Origin of the sequence: Bradyrhizobium sp. 41S5, assembly GCF_011516665.3 — a bacterium.
GTDB classification, from domain to species: domain Bacteria; phylum Pseudomonadota; class Alphaproteobacteria; order Rhizobiales; family Xanthobacteraceae; genus Bradyrhizobium; species Bradyrhizobium quebecense.
Window position 1 is genome coordinate 6426260 of the sequence record NZ_CP083721.1, and the last position, 18856, is coordinate 6445115.

Consider the following 18856-nt stretch of genomic DNA (forward strand, 5'->3'; position numbering starts at 1 on the left):
AGCCGCCGCGTTCGGTCAGAACGACCTGTTCGCTCTCAGTGGTGATCGCGCCGGCTCACGCGCGCTGGCGCAGCGGCCGTGCGGCGTCCTTGGCCGGCACCGGCATGGTGAAACCGTACAGGAACAGGTCCACCACCATGTCGGCGAACTCGCCAGGATCAACACCACCCTTCGGGTCGTACCAGGTGTGGCTGAAGTTCAGGATGCCAAACAGCATCATGCTGTAGATCTTCTTGGTCCGCCTCACGATCTTGCCTTCCTTGTCGAGCTTGACCAGAAGATCCGAGACCGTGTCGACGAGCTGGCGCTCCAGCGCCTTGATCGCATCCTGCTCGGTCTCGCCGAGGAACGAGAGGTCGTTGAGGATCACACGCTGCTCGTCGCTCGAGCGCGCATTGAGCGCGACGATGGCCTGGATCGCGGCACGGAACTGCTCCAGCGTTGCCGCCTTGCCGGCCATCGCGACCTCCACGTCCGCGATCATCTCGCGGATATGCGCATCGAGGATCGCGAACAGGATCGCTTCCTTGGAGTCGAAATAATGATACAGCGCGCCGCGCGACAGCTTGCAGGCGTCCGCGAGGTCCGCGATCGAGGCACGCATGTAGCCCTGGCGCGCGAACAGGCCGCAGGCGGTGGTGAGAATGCCCCGCTGGATCTCGTCGTAGTTTTCTGAGCGCGTTCGCGCCATACCCGTCTCTCTCGTCCACCGCTGACGCCGCCGGAATCGGGCGGCTTCCGTCTCTCTATACTATTGCCGCCGCGCTCTCTTCCCCTTTGCGGGCACCGTCCACCAGAACTCATCAACCCTGGCGCAGCGGGATCATTGACCTGCGTCAAAAAATAATTTAAACGACCGGTCGGATTATATTATCGTGACCATCATCAAGCAAGTGGATTGCGCATGCCGGGCCAACCCGGCGGCATCGAGGGAGGCTGCGCGTGGATGCTCATAAGGCCGATGCTGTCGTGATCGGAGCCGGCGCGGGCGGGCTGTGCGCCGCGGCGCGTCTCGCCCATGGCGGGCTGCATACCCTCGTCGTCGACGACAAGGACCGGCTCGGGGGACGCGCCTCGACCGAGGAGATCGACGGCTTCAAGGTCAATATCGGCGCAATCGCGATCGAGTTCGGCGGCGTGTTCGAGGAGACCTTCCACACCGTCGGCGCGCCGCTCGATATCCGCGCGCCGGAGCCTGCGAGCTCGTTCTTCATCGACGGCAAGGTGATCGATGTCGGCCGCGGCGGCTGGTCGCTGCTGCTTGGACAGCTGACCAAGCAGGCCTCGCGGATCCTGGAGAAATTCGCCGACGCCCGCTCCGGCAACCTGCCCGACGGGCGGCAATCGACCGAGGACTGGCTGAAGGGCTACACCAGCAACGCGACGGTGCACGCGCTGTTCCGCAACCTCTGCGCGGCGATCTTTGCCTGCAACGCTGCCGAGCTGCCGGCCCGCGCCTTCCTCACCTATTTCACCAGCAAGGGCGCCTTCAAGAAGTTCGGCTTCTGCCCGCAGGGCACGATCGGGGTTTGGAACAGCCTCGGCGGCGCGATCAGGCGCAATGGCGACATCTGGCTCGGCACGCCGGCGACCACGATCCACACCGCCGATGGCCGCGTCGAAGGCGTCACCGTGCTCCGGAACGGCGAGAAGGTGCGGATCGACACCGATCTCGTCATCAGCAACGCGGGACCGAAGGCCACCGTCGCGCTTGCCGGCAGCGAGGCCTTTCCAGCGGATTACATCGCCAAGGTGAAGAACGACCTTCGCCCGGCCGCCAACATTGTCATCAATTTCGCGAGCCGCGAGCCGCTGATCAACCATCCCGGCATCGTCACCTTCGGCAAGACGCGCCGGCTCTGCAACATGGCAAACCTCTCCGCAACCTGTCCGGAACTCGCTCCGCCGGGCTGGCATCTTTACGTCGCCTACGCCGTGCCGGTGCCGGCGCTCGGCGATTTCGACGCGGATGCCGAAGTCGCGCTCGCGCTCGCGGATCTTCGCGAGCAGTTCGCCAATTTCGACCAGGCGAAAATCCTCTCGATCCGGGTGATGCGCGACGACTGGCCGGCGCAACGCAGCTGCGCCGGTTACGACCTGCCGCGCGAGACCGGCATCGAGGGCCTGTGGTGCGTCGGCGACGCGGTGAAGCAATATGGCAATGGCGGCACGCAGGCTTGTGCCGAGACCGCCAAGATCGTCACCGATGCGATCTTCGCCGCGCGGCCGCGCCGGTCGGTTGGCCGGGTCTGAACGCGATGCCGACGACCGTCCCGCACCCGACGCCATCGGCAGCGCTGCTCACTGGGCCGGCGCGCGAGTCCCTGCTCGAATTCCGCAACATCCGCATCGTCTACGACAACGCCATCGAGGCGATACGCGATGTCTCGATCGCGGTGCCCGAAGGCAACATCGTCGCTCTGCTCGGCTCCAACGGTGCCGGCAAGTCGACGCTGCTGAAGGCGATGTCCGGCATCCTCTATACCGAGGAAGGCGTGATCGAGAATGGCAGCATCCGCTTCCGCAATGACGAGGTGCATCACCTCGCGCCGGATGAACTGGTGCGCCGCGGCATCGTGCAGGTGCCGGAGGGCCGCCGCGTGTTCGCGGCGCTGACCATCGATGAGAATTTGCAGATGGGCGGCTACACCAGGACCGGCGCCGAGGCGCGCGAGCGCCGGGACAAGGTGTTTGCGCTGTTTCCGCGGCTCTACGAACGGCGCGACCAGATCGCCGGCTACATGTCCGGCGGCGAGCAGCAGATGCTCGCGATCGGCCGCGCGCTGATGACCGATCCCGTGCTGCTGGCGCTCGACGAGCCGTCGCTCGGCCTCGCGCCGCTGATCATCGACCGCATCTATGAGGTGATCGTCCGGCTGCGCGACGAGCTGAAGATGACCGTGCTGCTGGTGGAGCAGAACGCGCAGCGCGCGCTCGACATCGCCGACTACGGCTACATCCTGGAGACCGGCCGCGTCGTGCTCGACGGCACGGCAAAGAGACTCACCGCCAACGAGGACGTCCAGGAATTCTACCTCGGCGTCTCTTCCACAGGCCGCAAGAGCCTGCGCGACGTCAAGCATTACAAGCGCCGCAAGCGGTGGCTGTCGTGACCGCGCTGCTCACAATCGAGAACCTGTCCAAGCGCTTCGGCGGCCTGCAGGCGGTCGCCGATGTCAGCCTTCGAGTAAGCCCTGGCGAGATCTGCAGCGTGATCGGCCCGAATGGCGCCGGCAAGACCACGCTGTTCAACATGATCTCCGGCGTGCTGCGGCCGAGCGGCGGCCGCATCTCCTTCGACGGCATCGACCTTTCGACCATTTCGCCGTGGAAGTTCGCCGCCGTCGGGATCGGCCGCACCTTCCAGAATCTGGCGCTGTTCAAGCACGGCACCGTGGTCGAGAACATCCTGACCGGCCGCCACACCCATCTGCGCTCGACCGTGCTCGACGCCGTGGTGTTCTTCGGCCGCACCCGCAAGGAAGAGATCGCGGCGCGGCAGCGCGTCGAGCACATCATCGAATTCCTCGAAATCGAGCATATCAGGGACGCCGTCGTCGGCACGCTGTCCTACGGCCAGCAGAAGCGCGTCGAGCTCGCCCGGGCGCTCGCCTGCGAGCCGAAATTGCTGCTGCTCGACGAGATGGTATCCGGCATGAACCAGGAGGAGACCGAGGACATCGCACGCTTCGTGCTCGACATCCGCGATGAGCTCGGCATCACCGTCGTGATGATCGAGCACGAAATGCGCATCGTGATGGACATCTCCGATCGCATCCATGTGCTGAATTTCGGCCGCAAGATCGCCGAAGGCACGCCCGACGAGGTCAGGCGCGATCCGGCCGTCGCGGAGGCCTATCTCGGCGGCCAGCGCGCCGAAGCGATGAAGGCAGGCGCGTGATGTCGACGATGGACAGCCTGCGCACCGCTCATCCGCCGCTGCAAGCCGGCGCCGCGCGCAGCGCGCCTGCGGCAGGCGCCGACGCACTGCAGGCGGCGCTTGCGGATGCCGCCATCACCATCCCGCAATTGCTGCGGCAGCGCGCCGCGATGCACGGCGATGCGCTGGCGCTGCGCGAGAAGGATTACGGCATCTGGAATCCCTATTCCTGGCGGCACTATTACGACACCGCGCGTGCGGTCGCGCTCGGCCTGCTGTCGCTCGGCATCAAGTCGGGCGACCGTGTCGCCATCGCCGGCGAGAACACGCCGGAATGGTTTTACGCCGATCTTGGCGCCCAGATGATCGGCGCGGTCGCGGTCGGCATCTATCCGACCAATCCCTGGGTCGAGCTGCAATATATCGTCAAGCATTCCGGCGCCCGGGTCGTCATCACCGGCGATCAGGAGCAGACCGACAAGGTGCTCGACGCAATGGCCAACAATGGCGGCCTGCCGGATCTGGAGGCCATCGTCTGCGTCGACATGAAGGGCCTGCGGCATTATCGCCAGTCCGAGCTGATGTCGTTCGCCGCACTGTGCGAACGCGGCAAAGCCTACGCCGACGCGAACCCGGACGCCAACGCCAGCCTCGATCGCCTGATCAGCCAGGGCGCGCCCGACGATGTCTGCATCCTCGTCTACACTTCGGGCACGACCGGCCCGCCCAAGGGCGCGATGCTGACCCATCGCAATCTCGTCTATGCCGCCTATGCCTACGCCAAGACCGTCGGCATTGCCGACAGGCCGTTCGAAGCGGTGAGCTATTTGCCGCTGTGCCACGTCGCCGAGCGTTGCTACGGCACGGTGACCCATCTGGTGCTCGGCGGCACCGTCTCGTTCGCCGAATCGATCGACACGGTCGCGATCAACATCCGCGAGATCGCGCCGACGTTCTTCGTCGGCGTGCCCCGCATCTACGAAAAGCTGCAGCAGGGCTTTCTGTTCCGCCTCGGCGAGAGCGGCCGACTGCGGCAGAGCTTTACCAAGGCCTGCCTCGGCTGGGGCCGCACGCTGTCCGACCGCCGTCAGGCCGGCAATGCCAATTGGCTCGATCACGCCGCCTACGGGCTGCTTTACCTCCTGATGTTCCGCAATCTGCAGCGCCATCTCGGCTTCGCCTACAGCCGGCACCGGCTGTGCGCCGGCGCATCGATCTCGCCGGAGACGCTGCGCTTCTTCGACATCATCGGCCGTCCGGTGTCGCAGGGCTATGGGCTGACCGAAAGCGGCGGCGTCGCCTTCATCCAGACCGAGAGCCACCACCGGATCGGCGGCTGCGGCGTGCCGTTGCCGCAGACCGAATGGAAACTCGATGGCGACGGCGAGATCCTGCTGCGCAACCCCGGCGTCTTCAAGGGCTACTTCCTCGACGAGAAGGCCTCCACCGCTTCGCTGGAACAAGGCGGCTGGCTGCGCACCGGCGACATTGTCGACGTCCTCGACAACGGCGAGATCGCCGTGGTCGACCGCAAGAAGGCGATCATCATCACCGCCGGCGGCAAGAACATCGCACCCTCGGAGATCGAGAATGCGTTGAAGGATTCCGAATTCATCAAGGAAGCGATCGTGGTCGGTGAAGCCAAAAAGTACCTCGGCGCCATCGTCCAGGTCGATTACGACAATGTCGGCCGCTGGGCGCGCGATCGGGCGCTGGCCTACACCAATTACAAGTCGCTGTCGCAGCTGCCCGAAGTGCAGGAGCTGGTCGAGCGCATCGTCAATGAGACCAACAAGCGCTTCGCCCGGGTCGAGAACATCAGGCGCTTCGCCATCCTCGAGAAGGAGCTGGACCACGACGACGGCGAACTCACCGCCACACAGAAGGTGCGCCGCGCCATGATCGAGAAGAAATTCGCGCGCGAGCTCGCCATCATCTACCAGGCGGAGGGCTGAATGCAGTATCTCATCCAGCTGCTGATCTCGGGGCTCGCGATCGGCGCGATCTACGGCCTGATCGCGATGGGCTTTGCGGTGATCTACAAATCCACCGGGCTGGTCAATTTCGCGCAAGGCGAGATGACCATGATCACGGCCTATATCGCCTGGACCATTTCGACCACGGTCAGCGGCAATGTGTTCGTCGTCGCAACGGGCGCGATCCTCGCCGCGATCCTGCTCGGCCTCATCATCGAGCGCCTGGTGATGCGGCCGATGCTGGGCGAGCCGGTGTTCGCGACCGTAATGGTCACGATCGGGCTCGCGGTGATCCTGCGTTCGGCGATCAACTTCATCTGGGACGCCTATCCGCACGGCCTCGATATCGGCATGGGCCGCGGCATCGTCCATCTCGGCGGCATCGGCGTGCGCACCGGGCAAATCGCCGTCATCGTGACGCTGCTGGCGCTGCTGGCCGCGATCTGGGCGTTCTTCCGCTACAGCAAGGTCGGCGTCGCGATGCGCGCGGTCGCGGCCGACGACCGCACCGCGCTGTTGATGGGCATCAGCGCCACCAGGGTTCACGCGCTGGCCTGGGCCGCCTCATCCGTGATCGCCGGCATCGGCGGGGTGTTCTTCGCGCTGTCCTACGATCTGTCGCCGGCAATGTTCCAGCTTGGCCTGAAGGCGTTTCCGGCCACGATCCTGGGCGGGCTCGACGCGGTGCTCGGCTCCGGCCTCGGCGGCCTCCTGATCGGCATCACCGAAAACCTGGCGGGCGGTTATGTCGGCTCCGGCATGAAGGAGGTCGCGGGCTTTGCCATGATCATCGTCGTGCTGATGATCCGCCCGTTCGGCATCTTCGGCGAACGCGACATCGAGAGGGTCTGATGCGCACGGGTGATTACAAGCAGAGCTACGGCGAGCTGGTTGCGCTGATCGATTCCCCGCCGGTGTGGCTATGGTCGGCCGTGCTGCTGCTGGCGCTCATCGCCGCACCCTACCTTCTGAATTCCTACGCGCTGTCGTTCCTGATGATCATCCTGATCACAATGACCGGTGCGCTCGGGCTCAACATCCTGACCGGTTACACCGGCCTGATCTCGCTCGGCCATGTCGGCTTCCTGGTCACCGGCGCGTATGCCTATGCGGTGCTGGTCTCGAAGTACCACATGCCGCCGCTGGTCGGCTTCCTCGGGGCCGGCGTGGTGCCGGCGCTGGCGAGCCTGATCGTCGGCACGCCGTCGCTGCGGCTGAAGGGGCTCTATCTCGCCATCACCACACTCGCCTTCTCCTTCATCATCAACACCGTGATCCTGGAGATGCGCTGGCTCACCAACGGTGCACGCGGCATCCAGGTGCAACGGCCGGAGATCCTCGGCATCAGCTTCGACAGCGACGCGGCCTTCACCTATCTCTGCCTCGCCTTCGCGGCCTTGACGCTGCTCGCCACCCTCAACATCCGCCGCAGCCGGGTCGGCCGTGCCTTCGTCGCAATCAGGGACAACGACACCGCGGCCCGCGTCATGGGCATCAACCTGCATGCCTACAAGCTGTTCGCCTTCATTACCTCGGCCTTCATCACCGGGATCGCCGGCGCGCTCTACGGCATCTATCTCTCCTTCGTCAGCGTCGAGGGCTTTCCATTCCTGCTCTCGATCGAGGCGCTGGCGATCCTGATCGTCGGCGGGCTCGGTTCGGCGCTCGGCGCGGTGCTCGGCACCATCCTGATCGTGCTGCTGCCGGAGGCGACAAGGCTCGTCTTCAGCCTGTTCAGCGCGCAGATGGACGCGACTTTCACGACCGGCGCGCAGGAGCTGAAGAGCATGCTCTACGGCCTTGTCATCATCCTGTTTCTGCGCTTCCAGCCGCGCGGGCTGGTCGGCGCCTGGCACGACATCAAGCGGGCCTGGGTACACTGGCCGCTGCGCTACTAACAAAAAAAGCACATCATGAGGAGGAGACAATGATCAGACATCTGGCGGCGGCTTCGCTGCTGCTTTCCACGGCCTGCCTTGCCATCGGTCCCGCTGCCGCCGCCGACCCCGGCATCACCGACACCGAGATCCTGATCGGCGACGTCGAACCCCTGACCGGCCCGCCGGCGCTGCTCGGCGTCGCGGCCTCGATCGGCCACAAGATCGCGATCGCCGAGGCCAATGCTGCCGGCGGCATCAACGGCCGTAAGATCAAATACGTGCTGGAGGATGACGGCTACGTCACCGCGCGCACCATCCAGGGCGTCAAGAAGGTGATCGACGTCGACAAGGTCTTTGCGATGATCGGCATCTCCGGCTCGGGCCAGTCGATCGCCGTCATGCCGGTGCTGGAGAAGTCGGGCATCCCGACCGTGATCGACGTTGCGCCGGTCAAGCACCTCTGGGAACCGCCGCGCAAGAACGTGTTCGTGATCGGGCAATCCTACGAGGAGGGCATCGTCCACCTCGTCAACTTCCTGGCCGACAAGAACCCGGGCAAGAAATGGGGCCTGATCACCCAGGATGACGATTACGGCATCACGGTCCGCGACGGCTTCGACTCCGTGGTCAAGGCCAAGAAGCTGAACGTTGTCTACAGCGGCAATTACAAGAAAGGCCAGCAGGACTTCTCGTCCGACATGCTGCAGCTGAAGGATTCCGGCGCAGAGGTGTTCCTGGCCGGCGGCATTATCGCCGAGAACATCGCGATGATGAAGGAGATCGAGAAGCTCGGCATCAAGCCGGTGACCGGCATCTTCTGGCCCGGCCGTATCGAGCCGGTGCTGAAGCTGATGGGCCCGGCCGGCGACGGCATCTATGCGGTCGACTATGTCGAGCCGTTCGCCGGCGCTGCGGGCAAGGCGTTCCTCGAGAAGGCCAAGCCGCTGGTGTCGGAGGCCGAATTCAAGGGCATCAACCGCTACACCATGACCGGGTACGCCGCCGCGAAGGTCCTGATCGCGGCGATCGAGCGCTGCGGCAAGCAGCCGACCTGGGCCTGCACCATCTCGGAGCTGGAGAAGACCAAGAATGTCGAGACCGGCGTGATGGCGCCGATCAGCTTCGGCCCCGGCGTCCGCTTCTCGAACCAGAAGCTGCAGATCATGCAGGCCGACACGGCCACGCTCAGCTTCAAGCCGGTGGACTAGATCGATGAAGGTCCTGATCGTCTTTGCCCATCAGGAGGCGCAGTCGTTCAACGCCGCGCTGCTGGCGCGGTCGGTGGCCGAGCTGACCGCGCTCGGGCATACGGTCAGGATCTCCGACCTCTACGCCATGCGCTTCAATCCGGTGGCGACCGCCGAAGACTTTGGCGAGCGGCGGTTTCCCGACCGGCTGCAATATGACCGCGAGCAGAAGTATAATCTGCAGCATGGGGCGCTCAGCGGCGACATCGCCGCCGAGATCGAGAAGCTGCTGTGGTGCGACGTCCTGATCCTGCAGTTTCCGCTGTGGTGGTTCTCCGTCCCCGCCATCATGAAGGGCTGGATCGACCGCGTCTTCGTCAACGGCGCGGTCTATGGCGCGGGCCGCCGCTACGACACCGGTGGCCTCGCCGGCCGCCGCGCCATGGTCGTGACCTCGACCGCCGCCTATCCCGGAATGTGCGCGCCCGACGGGCTGGTCGGCGCACTCGATGTGGTGCTGTGGCCGATCCAGAACGGCACGCTGGCCTATGCCGGCTGCAAGGTGCTGCCACCCTTCGTGTCTTATTCGGTGAACTTTGTCGACGAGGCCACGCGGCATCGCTATCTCGACGACTACGCCGAACGGCTGCGGCAGCTCGAGACCACCGAGCCGCTGTTCTTCCATCCGCTGGAGGATTTCGGCGAGGATTGGCGGCTGAAGCCGGGCGTCGCGGCGCAGACGGTCGGCCAGGGCAAGCCGGCGGCGTCCGTGCGAACTGAACCAGACGAAGACGCCAGTATGCTCCCTCGCCCCGTTCTTACGGGGTGAGGGTCGGCGTGAGGGGCTCTCTCCGCGAGTCGTGTGCGTGAATAGACCGGTACCCCCTCACCCGGAACGCATCTCTCGATGCGTTTCGACCTCTCCCCGCAAGCGGGACGAGGTGAAGCGGAGCCCAGCCCCCTCACATCCGCTTGGCGACTTCCTCCAGCATCACCTCGGTGGCGCCGCCGCCGATCGTCAGCACGCGGGCATCGCGCGCCATGCGCTCGATCGGGGTGCCGCGCATGAAGCCTGAGCCGCCGTGCAGTTGCAGGCAGCCATGCACGACCTCATGCAGCACCTCCGGCGACAGCGCCTTCACCATCGACACCTCGCGCAGACACTCCTGCCCCGCCGTCGCAAGCTCGGCGGCCTGATAGGCCAGCGCCCGCGCCGCGGCCGCCTTCGCCGCGAGCTGGGCGAGCTTCAGCCGCACGCCCTGCTGGTTCCAGAGCGGGCCGCCGAACGCCTGCCGGGTCTTCACATAGTTCGTCGTCAGCTCGATTGCCTTGGCGGACTCGCCGGCGCAGATGCCGCCGATGCAGATGCGCTCGTTCTGGAAGGTCTCCATGATGCCATAGAAACCCTTGTTCTCCTCACCGAGCAGGTTTTCCGCCGGCACGCGCACGTCCTGGAACGATATCTCGGCAGTGTCCGAGCAGAGCCAGCCATGCTTGTCGAGCTTGGTTGCCGTGATGCCCGGCGTGTTGCGTTCGACGATGAACAGCGAGATGCCGCGGCTGCCCTTGGCGTGTGGATCGGTGCGCGCGGCGACGATCAGGATGTCGCCATAGACCGCATTGGTGATGAACATCTTCGCGCCGTTGATCACCCAATGATCGCCGTCGCGCCGCGCACGCGTCTTCAGGCCCGCGACATCGGAGCCGGCATCGGGCTCGGTCACCGCGATCGAACAGACCGTTTCGCCGCTGATAATCGCCGGCAGATATTTCTGCTTCTGCTCCGGCGTGCCGCGCAGGCTGATGTGAACCGCCGACATGTCGGTATGCACCAGGATCGACGAGGTGAAGCCGCCAAAGCTCGAACGTCCGAGCTCCTCGGCGAACACCATCGAGGCCAGCGGCCCCATGTCGGTGCCGCCATATTCGACCGCATGGCGCATGCCGAGGAAGCCGAGCGCACCCATGCGGCGATAGATCTCGCGCGGGATCTTGCCGTCGCGCTCCCACGCCTCGGCATGCGGTACCACTTCCTTTTCGACGAAGCGGCGCACCTGCTCACGCAGCATGCGCAGCTCCTCGGGCAGATTGGGCGGCTCCGGGAAATGGAATTGGGTCTCAGAGAGCTGGCGCGGATCCGAGGTCATGACGTTCATTGTGGCGCCCTCTCATGGCCGATGTGAAGATGGTTGCGCAGGAAAAATGCAAGCGATGCGATCGCCTCTCGGGCCTGCGGAATCTCGGGGAACATCTGGAACACGTGGATCATGCCGTCCCAGACCTGGAGTTCGACGTCGCCGCCGGCAGTCTTGGCGCGCGCAGCAAGGTCCACCGAATCGTCGCGCACGGTCTCGCGGTCTCCCACCTGAACCAGAAGCGGCGGCAGACCGGTGAGATCGGCATAAAGTGGCGAGGCCAGCGGATCGCTGACATCGCCGTCCTTGCCGAGATAGTTCTTGGCGAGTGCCAGGATCATCGCGCGCTGGTGGATCGGATCGGCCTCGGCCCTGCTCTGATAGCTTGCGCCGGAAGCCGCGAGATCGGTCCAAGGCGACATCAGTGCGCCCGCGGCGGGGAGCGGCAGGGCGCGATCCTGCGCTGCGAGCATCGCGGCGAGCACGAGATTGCCGCCGGCAGAGTCACCGGCGAAGGCGATATCGGCCGGACGCAGTCCCAGATCGCGCAGATAGTGATAGGCCGCCAGCGCATCATCGAGCGCCGCCGGGAACCGGTGCTCCGGCGCGAGCCGGTAGTTAATCGAAAGCACGCGGCAGCCGGATGCGTCCGCAATCCGCGCGGTCAGGTCGCGATGCGAGGCAACCGAGCCGATGCGGAAGCCGCCGCCGTGAAAATAGAGGATCGCCTTGTTGCGCGGCGCGTCCGATGGCACGAGCCATTCGCTATCGACCCCGCCGGCGGAAACCGGCTCGCACTTCACCGGCACCGAGCAACCGGCAAAGGCCGCATCCCAATCGCTGCGCATCTGCGCCACCGATGTGTCGCGGCTCCAGCCGCGATAGATCGCACGCAGGCGTTTGATTGCGCGATCGACCGCCGTGATGGCGCTATCGTCGCCTGTGCTGGCCATCTCAGCCGCCGATGCCCATGCCGCCGGACACGCCGAGCGTCTCGCCGGTGATATAGGCGGCCTGGTCGGAGGCCAGGAACAGCGCGGCAGCCGCAACCTCCTCCGGCTCGCCGAGCCGGCCGAGCAGCGTTGCGCCAGTCATCGCCTGCAGGATCTTGTCGCCGCCCTTTGCCACGGCATGCTCCAGCATCGGCGTGCGGATCGGTCCCGGCGCGATCGCGTTCGCGGTGATGAGAAAGCGCGCATTCTCGCGCGCGATACTTCTGGTGAAGGAGATCACGCCGCCCTTGGCCGCGGAATACACCGCGCCACCCTTGGAGCCGAGCCGTGCTGCCTCCGAGGTGACATTGATGATGCGGCCGAACCGCGCCGCCTGCATCGCCGGCAAGGCGGCGTGGGTACAGGCCAGCACCGAGGTGAGATTGACGGCGATGAGCCGGGCCCAATCCTCCGCCGTGGTGTCGGTGAAGAAGGCGTGCTGATCGACGCCGGCATTGTTGACGACAATGTCGAACGGGCCGTCCTGCGCCATCACGGTTTGCACGGCGGTGGCATCGCTGACATCGAGCCCGGCGACACCGGCGCCGGTCTGACGCGCGAGCTCCGAGGCTGCGGCGACGTCGAGATCGGCGATCACGACCCTGGCGCCCGCTCCGGCAAAGCTGCGGACGATCGCGGCACCAATGCCGCGCGCGCCGCCGGAGACGAAGGCGCGGCGGCCATCGAGACGCCCGAATGGCAAGGTGCTCGCCACGTCTCAGCGCCCGGTGAAGACAGGCTTGCGCCGCTCGATCACGGCGGCGAGCCCTTCGCGGGCATCGGCCATGCCCGAGAGTTCGGCAACGGTGCGCGCCTCCTCCGAGAGGCACTGCTCGATGCTGGTACCGGTGCCGGCCCAGACCAGCCGCTTGGTCGCCGCCAGCGCCTTCGGCGCACCGGCCGCGAGCTCGCGCGCCAGCTCGAGCGATGCATCGGCAAGCTCGGCATCGGGTACGACCTTGGTGACGATACCCATCTGCAGGGCTTCCGCAGCCGGGATCACCGGATTGGTCAACAGGATCGACATCGCCCGCCGCAAACCGACCAGCCGCGACAGCGTGACCGAGACGCCGGCATCCGGCGCCATCGCCACCCGCGTCGCGCCGGCGAGGAATTTTGCCGATTCCGCCGCGATCACGATGTCGGAAGCACAGACCAGGCCGAAGCCGCCGCCGCCCGCCGCAAAGCCCTGCACCGAGGTGATGACGGGCGCCTCGAGCCGCAGCAATCCGGTCACCGCATTCTGCAGACAAGCGGTCGCCTGGCGGATATAGTCGGGCAGCTTCTCGCCCTTGGAGGCGAAGGCGCGGACGTCGCCGCCCGCACAGAAATTGGTGCCCTCGCCACTCAGCAGCACGACGCGCAGATCCGGATGGCCGTGACACACCATGATAGCGTCGCACAGCGCACTCAACAGCTCGGCGCTCATGCCATTGGCCGCGTCGGGCCGGTTGAGCCGCAGCCGCGCGATGCCGTCGGTGATGTCGAGCAGAACGGGGCCGTTGTCGATCATGGCGAGACCTTCCCTAAAGCATGATCCGGAAAAGTGTGAAGCGGTTTTCCGGACAGATCATGCGCAAACAATATTCTAAAGCGCGACGAAATCATCGCGCTTTAGACCAGGAATGACAGCGTGTAGATCGCCTTGTCGTTGTTGACGAGGATGACCTTCTTGGTGGCCATTCGCAATTCGCCATCGACATGGCGCAGCCGGTATTCATTGCGCGCGGCCCACAACGTGTCGTCGCGCAGACTCGACTCAAAAATCAGGCTGTTGCTGGCGACCGCGATGTCGACATTCTCGGGCTGCTCATCCATCAATTCGATATTGGAGATCAGCCGGCGCAGGTTCGACTGCGGCGTCTGAGTGAAGTGCTTGCCGGTCATCAGCTGCCGGACGCGCAGCGCGATCCGAGATCGGTTGTCGTAGATGATCGACATCTGCCGCTCAGGGTCGATGTCAGCGCCGTTGGCCGGCACCCAATAGACGCCGTCGTCGGTCCAGAGCTTTTCCCAGGCCTCGTATTGATGCTCGTCCTGCAACCGCGCCTCGCGATAGAGAAAGGCGGTGATGGCGCTCATCAACGTGGCGCTGCTCTCGCGCGACAGCATCAGTTAGGCTCCATCAGCTTGCGATAATGGGTCCAGATGCCGCGCGACGGCACCTCGTCCGTAACGTGGCCGACCGTGAAGCCGAGCTCATCCTGCCGCTCGCGCTTCTCGCCGCGGCCGAGGAAGATCCATTCCGGATTGCGCGCCAGCACGCCGCGATGGCAGCGCTCATACATCTCGGAATCATCCGCGAGCAGGAAGCCGGCGGGGCCGACCGAGCCCATAGTCTGCTGCCGCAGCCGGCGGTTCAGATCGGGTGCGCCCTTGAACTGCAGCGCGGTGACGTGCTGCACGCTGTCGTCGACGCCGAGCGGCTGGATCACGAACATCTGGATCTCGGCGATGAACAGGTTCGGAAAGATCATCACATGCGGCGTGCCGTCGATCATGATCTCGCGCGCCGCGGTGTCGCCATAGGCGGCCTTCATGCGCGTGGAGTAGTCGGGCAACCGTTCCTCGCTGGTGCCGAACCAGCTCATCGGCGTATCGCGCTTGCGGAACTCGGGCCGCAGGTCGATCTCGGTATGGCCGTTGCCATAGTCGCGCGTCAGCGCGGTCGAGGTGCCGCCATAGAGCTTGCCGATCATGCTGTCGGCGACGCCGAAGATCGAGGTGTGCACGAAGGCCGGGTGATAGCCGTCGCACTCGTTCTCCAGGATGAACTTCCAGTTCGCCTTGACGCGATGCTTGAGGAAGCCCGCGGTGATTTCGACCTCACCCTCCGGCGAGGTGCGCACCAGCCGATCGATGGTCTCGGCGGCGCCGCCGAGATGTTCCTTCAAGGTCGGGCCATCGGCCGCGAACGAGCCGAACACGAAGCCGCGATAGGATTCGACGCGCGTCACCCGCCCGAGCGCGAGCTGCGACTTGTCCTGCCCCTCGTAACCGTCGGGGAAGGCGTAGCCGACCAGCCGGCCGTCATTGGCAAAGGTCCAGGAGTGGAACGGACAGGTGAACGAGCGCGCATTGCCGCGCTCAAAGGAACAGACCTGGTTGCCGCGATGCGAGCAGCGGTTGAGCAGCAGATTGACCTTGCCCTGCTCGTCGCGCGTCATGATCACGGATTGCGGGCCGATCGACTTGACGACGTAGTCGTTGGCGTTCGGGACCTCACTCTCGTGCCCGACATAGACCCAGGTCCGGTACCAGATGTTCTTGAGCTCGGCCTCGAATATCTCGGGGTCGGTGTAGAGCGATCCGTGCACCCGGTCGGGCCGGATCAGTCGCCCCCACGGCGAGACGCCGGTCATCATGTTCATCACTCCGTCTCCCTCACCGGCCGCTTGCCGCGGATGCCTACACCGGTCGCCAATAATAATCCGAACGACCGTTCGGTCAATAAATAACACGCTCCCGGCGGACCGGCAAGCTTCTTTGCGATGACGGCCGTTATTCCCGGAGCAGCGCGCAAAGATGCAATTCCCGGTGGTCGCGGCGCGCCTCAGCCCTGTGCCGCGCCGCCGTCACCGCCCGCGATCTGCTGCAGCATCGATTTCGGCGTCGTCGCAAGCTCGATCTTGAGTTGGTCGCAGATCGCACGCCGCAGCAGGCGTTCGATCTCGTTCGCGGCAGCGCGGTCAACCGCACGCGCGCCCTCGCCGCTGGCCCAGAGCAGAAGCTGCCCGAGCCGCCGGTCGCCATCGTCGCGCAACGCCTCGATCGCGGCGACATCGGAGACGTCGCTGTGAATGCGAGGCGTCGCGGGACTCTCCGGATGCGCCATGCCGCCGGCCAATCGCTCGACCGCAGCAAAAGTATCGTCCTGCAGACGCACCTGCTCCAGCAGCGGTCCGGCCTTCCAGTCGGCCGCGAGCTTCAGCCCGTTCAGTGCGTAGATCGCGGAGAACACCTGGCCGCGGACGAAATCGTCGTTGCTGTTCGGCACGATATGGCTTTGCAGGGAATCGATGATGCCGTCGATCAGCCGCTCGAAGGATGCACTCATGCCGCGGCCTCCAATGCGCGCTCGAAGGCCCGCACGATCGAGGGCATCTGGCTTGCCATCACCGCAAGCCGCATGTCGTTGAAGTGGTCGACCTCGAAGGCGCGCACCGCGCACATCTGGATCGCGGCCGCCTGATACAGCGCGTAGGCCTCGTAGAAGGCGAGGCTCTTGTCCGAGACCGCAATGCCGGAGGCGCGCTGATAGAGATCGATGACCTCCGCGCGCTCGAGCACGCCATAAAGCTTGCGGCTTCTGGCATTGAAGGTCGGCATCATCGCCCAGGCCAGATCCTCATGGGGATCGCCCAAATGAGTCAGCTCCCAATCGAGAATGGCGGTGATCCGCCCGTTGTGCTCGATGAAGTTCCCGATCCGGTAGTCGCCATGCACGATGGTGCGGCACGGCGGCTGCGGACAGTTATCTTCAAGCCAGCGTCCGCCCCAATCGAGCAGCGGGTAGTAACGCACGGTCGGACGCGCCAGCGACGCGCGCCAGCCGGCGATCGCGCGAACTTCGGCGCGTTGCCCGCCTTGTTGCAGCGATGCGAACGGCGTTGTGCCTGCATCGATCCGGTGCAGCGAGGCGAGGATATCGACGAACTGCCGGGCGATCGCGCGCTTGTGCTCCGGATCGAGCTCGCTCGCCGCCCAGGGTGCGGGAACGTCGCCCTCGACATGCGCGCAGATGAAGAAAGGAAAGCCGATCTCGGCGCCATGCTGTTCTGATGACACCAGCGCCGGAACCGGCACGCCGCTGCCGGCCAGCGAGTGCAATGCATAGACCTGCGGCAGCACCGAGTAAGGCGCAAACAGCCCATTCGGCGGACCGACGCGCAGGATCAGCTTGCGATCCCCGTCAGCCGCAGAGCGCGCCACAAAGGCATAAGTGATCCAGGAGAAACCCGAAGATTTGCGGCCGAAGCTCGTGATCTCCGTCCTGCTCCCGGATATCCGCGACAGATGCTGCGCCAGCGCCACCCGCACCGCATCGTCATTGACCGCGACCGGACGAACAGGCTCCGGCGCGGCCGGCGCCTCATCGGGTCGCTTCGCAACGTCTTGGATCAATTGACCGACCTCGTATAACCCTGCCACTTCTCCTCGCGCAGCGCCGATTTCATGATCTTGCCGGAGCCGGTCAGCGGCAGCGGCTCGAGACGGATGTCGACCGAGCGCGGGCATTTGTAGCCGGCGATCAGGGAGCGGCAATGCGCGATCACCATGCCGGAATCGAGCCGTGCGCCGTCCTTCGGCACCACGATGGCGTGCACCGCCTCGCCCCATTGCGGATCGGGCACCGCAATGACGGCACATTCCTTGACGTGCTCGTGCTGGAAGATCGCGTTCTCCACCTCGCCGGAATAGACGTTCTCGCCGCCCGAGACGATCATGTCCTTCAGGCGATCGACGATATAGACAAAACCGTCCTCGTCCATCCAGGCGCCGTCGCCGGTGTGCAGCCAGCCATTGCGCAGCACCCGCGCGCTCTCTTCGGGCTTGCGCCAGTATCCGAGCATCACGCCGGCGCCGCGGATCGCGACCTCGCCGACGGTGCCGCGCGGCACTTCGTTGCCCGCGAGATCGACGATGCGGATTTCGACACCCGGCGCCGCGCGCCCTGCCGATTTGCGCTTGCCCGCCAGCGGTCCTTCCAGCGCGTGATATTCCCAAGGCAGGATCGTCGCCAGCGCCGCGCTTTCGGTCATGCCGTAGCCCTGGTGAAAACGCCAACTCGGCAGCACGCGCATCAGCTTGACCAGCAGCGCATCCGGCATCGGAGACGCGCCATATTCGCAATCCCTCACGCTGCTCAGATCATAGCTGCCGAAGGACGGATGATTGAGCATCATGTTGAGCATGGTCGGCACGAACAGGCAGTAGTCCACTCTGTGCTCGGCGATGGTCCGCATCGCGAGCTCGGGCTCGAATTTCGGGATCGTGACATGGGTGCCGCCGACCAAAGTCAGCGCGATCATCGGCGAGGTGCCGGCCAGATGGAACATCCCGGCCGAGTGCAGATATCGCGTATCTTCCCGGAACCGGAGCGCATAGATCCAGACCAGCGATTCATAGATGATATTGGCATGCGACAGCATCACGCCCTTGGGGAAGCCGGTGGTGCCGCCGGTGTAGAAGATGCCTGCGAGATCGTTGTAGGCGCCGGATGCATCCTCGATCGGCGCATGCGCAACGAGTTCGTCATAGCCCTCCATGCCATCTGGGACCTGCCCCTCGTCCAGATAGACCATCGTGGTGAGTGATTTCGCGCCACGGAGCGCCGAGCCGATCTCGGCAAAGGCCTTGTCGACCAGCAACAGCTTTGGCGTGGAATCGTCGATCGCATAGGCGTTCTCCGCGACCGCCCAACGGGTGTTGAGCGGCACTGCGACCGCACCGGCCCAGGCGATGGCATAGAGCGCCTCGATATAGAGGTCGCTGTTGTGCGCAAGGATCGCAACGCGATCGCCGGCCTCGACGCCGAGCCGTCGCAGTCCACCCGCGGCGCAGGCGACGCGACGACCGATCTCCTTCCAACTCCGCGACCGTCCCGAATGGATGGTACCGGGCGCATCCTTGCGCAACTGCACTGCCGAGATGAGCGCCTGCGTCAGCTTCATGTTTCCTCCTCACCGCCATGCGGCCGCGCGCCTGCGGATGTTTCCGTCATGCGTGAAGCCGATACGCCTCCCGGAGATTCAAGTTGATAATCCGGACAGACGGTCTATTATTACACAGCCAACGCGACGGGT

Annotated in this window: 18 protein-coding genes; 8 read left to right on the top strand and 10 right to left on the bottom strand. The window is 65.1% G+C overall.

Annotated features, from left to right (window positions below; all coding sequences use genetic code 11):
* Positions 1 to 55: 55 nt before the first annotated feature.
* The gene (locus tag HAP47_RS30870; RefSeq protein ID WP_173641334.1) at positions 56 to 691 is read right to left on the bottom strand and encodes a TetR/AcrR family transcriptional regulator; all 636 of its coding nucleotides are present in this window, start codon (positions 689 to 691) and stop codon (positions 56 to 58) included.
* A gap of 251 nt (positions 692 to 942) precedes the next feature.
* On the opposite strand from HAP47_RS30870, the gene HAP47_RS30875 reads away from it, so the two are divergent.
* From HAP47_RS30875 to HAP47_RS30910, 8 genes are read left to right on the top strand one after another with little or no spacing between them, the layout of a single operon-like run.
* Positions 943 to 2253, top strand: coding sequence for a phytoene desaturase family protein (locus tag HAP47_RS30875; RefSeq protein ID WP_231168484.1), 1311 nt, complete (start codon positions 943 to 945; stop codon positions 2251 to 2253).
* Between the two features lie 5 nt (positions 2254 to 2258).
* The gene (locus HAP47_RS30880; protein WP_173641333.1) at positions 2259 to 3113 is read left to right on the top strand and encodes an ABC transporter ATP-binding protein; all 855 of its coding nucleotides are present in this window, start codon (positions 2259 to 2261) and stop codon (positions 3111 to 3113) included.
* On the top strand, positions 3110 to 3901 hold the full coding sequence (locus tag HAP47_RS30885) for an ABC transporter ATP-binding protein (RefSeq protein WP_173641332.1): 792 nt from the start codon (positions 3110 to 3112) through the stop codon (positions 3899 to 3901). Before HAP47_RS30880 ends, HAP47_RS30885 begins: the two co-directional genes overlap by 4 nt.
* Complete coding sequence (locus HAP47_RS30890; protein WP_173641331.1) at positions 3901 to 5835, top strand: AMP-dependent synthetase/ligase; 1935 nt, start codon at positions 3901 to 3903, stop codon at positions 5833 to 5835. Before HAP47_RS30885 ends, HAP47_RS30890 begins: the two co-directional genes overlap by 1 nt.
* Positions 5836 to 6708 carry a branched-chain amino acid ABC transporter permease gene (locus tag HAP47_RS30895; protein ID WP_173641330.1) on the top strand — a complete coding sequence of 291 codons (873 nt, stop codon included), beginning with the start codon at positions 5836 to 5838 and terminating at the stop codon, positions 6706 to 6708.
* The gene (locus tag HAP47_RS30900) at positions 6708 to 7754 is read left to right on the top strand and encodes a branched-chain amino acid ABC transporter permease (RefSeq protein WP_173641329.1); all 1047 of its coding nucleotides are present in this window, start codon (positions 6708 to 6710) and stop codon (positions 7752 to 7754) included. Before HAP47_RS30895 ends, HAP47_RS30900 begins: the two co-directional genes overlap by 1 nt.
* A 29-nt stretch (positions 7755 to 7783) precedes the next feature.
* Entirely contained in the window at positions 7784 to 8944 is a 1161-nt protein-coding gene (locus tag HAP47_RS30905) for an ABC transporter substrate-binding protein (RefSeq protein ID WP_173641328.1), read from the top strand.
* A 4-nt stretch (positions 8945 to 8948) separates the two neighbouring features.
* Positions 8949 to 9752 carry an NAD(P)H-dependent oxidoreductase gene (locus HAP47_RS30910; protein ID WP_173641327.1) on the top strand — a complete coding sequence of 268 codons (804 nt, stop codon included), beginning with the start codon at positions 8949 to 8951 and terminating at the stop codon, positions 9750 to 9752.
* 133 nt (positions 9753 to 9885) lie between these two features.
* On the opposite strand, the gene HAP47_RS30915 is transcribed toward HAP47_RS30910, so the two are convergent.
* The 9 genes from HAP47_RS30915 to HAP47_RS30955 all read right to left on the bottom strand — a co-directional run bounded on the left by HAP47_RS30915 (position 9886) and on the right by HAP47_RS30955 (position 18724).
* Positions 9886 to 11079, bottom strand: coding sequence for an acyl-CoA dehydrogenase family protein (locus HAP47_RS30915; protein ID WP_173641326.1), 1194 nt, complete (start codon positions 11077 to 11079; stop codon positions 9886 to 9888).
* Complete coding sequence (locus HAP47_RS30920; protein WP_173641325.1) at positions 11076 to 12011, bottom strand: alpha/beta hydrolase; 936 nt, start codon at positions 12009 to 12011, stop codon at positions 11076 to 11078. Before HAP47_RS30920 ends, HAP47_RS30915 begins: the two co-directional genes overlap by 4 nt.
* A 1-nt stretch (position 12012) precedes the next feature.
* Positions 12013 to 12765: an SDR family NAD(P)-dependent oxidoreductase gene (locus HAP47_RS30925; protein WP_173641324.1), complete on the bottom strand. Its 753-nt coding sequence runs from the start codon at positions 12763 to 12765 to the stop codon at positions 12013 to 12015.
* A gap of 3 nt (positions 12766 to 12768) precedes the next feature.
* Positions 12769 to 13563: an enoyl-CoA hydratase/isomerase family protein gene (locus HAP47_RS30930; protein WP_173641323.1), complete on the bottom strand. Its 795-nt coding sequence runs from the start codon at positions 13561 to 13563 to the stop codon at positions 12769 to 12771.
* A gap of 101 nt (positions 13564 to 13664) precedes the next feature.
* Entirely contained in the window at positions 13665 to 14162 is a 498-nt protein-coding gene (locus HAP47_RS30935; RefSeq protein WP_173641322.1) for an aromatic-ring-hydroxylating dioxygenase subunit beta, read from the bottom strand.
* Positions 14162 to 15421 (bottom strand): aromatic ring-hydroxylating oxygenase subunit alpha, encoded by a 1260-nt coding sequence (locus tag HAP47_RS30940; protein ID WP_173641321.1) that lies wholly within the window; start codon positions 15419 to 15421, stop codon positions 14162 to 14164. Before HAP47_RS30940 ends, HAP47_RS30935 begins: the two co-directional genes overlap by 1 nt.
* 182 nt (positions 15422 to 15603) lie before the next feature.
* Positions 15604 to 16107: a hypothetical protein gene (locus HAP47_RS30945; protein ID WP_173641320.1), complete on the bottom strand. Its 504-nt coding sequence runs from the start codon at positions 16105 to 16107 to the stop codon at positions 15604 to 15606.
* Positions 16104 to 17174, bottom strand: a complete 1071-nt coding sequence (locus HAP47_RS30950) for a phosphotransferase family protein (protein ID WP_173641319.1) — start codon at positions 17172 to 17174, stop codon at positions 16104 to 16106. Before HAP47_RS30950 ends, HAP47_RS30945 begins: the two co-directional genes overlap by 4 nt.
* Positions 17171 to 18724 (bottom strand): acyl-CoA synthetase, encoded by a 1554-nt coding sequence (locus tag HAP47_RS30955; protein WP_173641318.1) that lies wholly within the window; start codon positions 18722 to 18724, stop codon positions 17171 to 17173. Before HAP47_RS30955 ends, HAP47_RS30950 begins: the two co-directional genes overlap by 4 nt.
* Between the last annotated feature and the right edge of the window lie 132 nt (positions 18725 to 18856).

Coding starts and splice junctions, on each gene's coding strand:
- HAP47_RS30870 (WP_173641334.1), bottom strand. CDS start 691: ATGGCGCGAACGCGCTCAGAAAACTACGACGAGATCCAGCGGGGCATT.
- HAP47_RS30880 (WP_173641333.1), top strand. CDS start 2,259: ATGCCGACGACCGTCCCGCACCCGACGCCATCGGCAGCGCTGCTCACT.
- HAP47_RS30890 (WP_173641331.1), top strand. CDS start 3,901: ATGTCGACGATGGACAGCCTGCGCACCGCTCATCCGCCGCTGCAAGCC.
- HAP47_RS30895 (WP_173641330.1), top strand. CDS start 5,836: ATGCAGTATCTCATCCAGCTGCTGATCTCGGGGCTCGCGATCGGCGCG.
- HAP47_RS30900 (WP_173641329.1), top strand. CDS start 6,708: ATGCGCACGGGTGATTACAAGCAGAGCTACGGCGAGCTGGTTGCGCTG.
- HAP47_RS30905 (WP_173641328.1), top strand. CDS start 7,784: ATGATCAGACATCTGGCGGCGGCTTCGCTGCTGCTTTCCACGGCCTGC.
- HAP47_RS30910 (WP_173641327.1), top strand. CDS start 8,949: ATGAAGGTCCTGATCGTCTTTGCCCATCAGGAGGCGCAGTCGTTCAAC.
- HAP47_RS30915 (WP_173641326.1), bottom strand. CDS start 11,079: ATGAACGTCATGACCTCGGATCCGCGCCAGCTCTCTGAGACCCAATTC.
- HAP47_RS30920 (WP_173641325.1), bottom strand. CDS start 12,011: ATGGCCAGCACAGGCGACGATAGCGCCATCACGGCGGTCGATCGCGCA.
- HAP47_RS30930 (WP_173641323.1), bottom strand. CDS start 13,563: ATGATCGACAACGGCCCCGTTCTGCTCGACATCACCGACGGCATCGCG.
- HAP47_RS30935 (WP_173641322.1), bottom strand. CDS start 14,162: ATGCTGTCGCGCGAGAGCAGCGCCACGTTGATGAGCGCCATCACCGCC.
- HAP47_RS30940 (WP_173641321.1), bottom strand. CDS start 15,421: ATGAACATGATGACCGGCGTCTCGCCGTGGGGGCGACTGATCCGGCCC.
- HAP47_RS30945 (WP_173641320.1), bottom strand. CDS start 16,107: ATGAGTGCATCCTTCGAGCGGCTGATCGACGGCATCATCGATTCCCTG.
- HAP47_RS30955 (WP_173641318.1), bottom strand. CDS start 18,724: ATGAAGCTGACGCAGGCGCTCATCTCGGCAGTGCAGTTGCGCAAGGAT.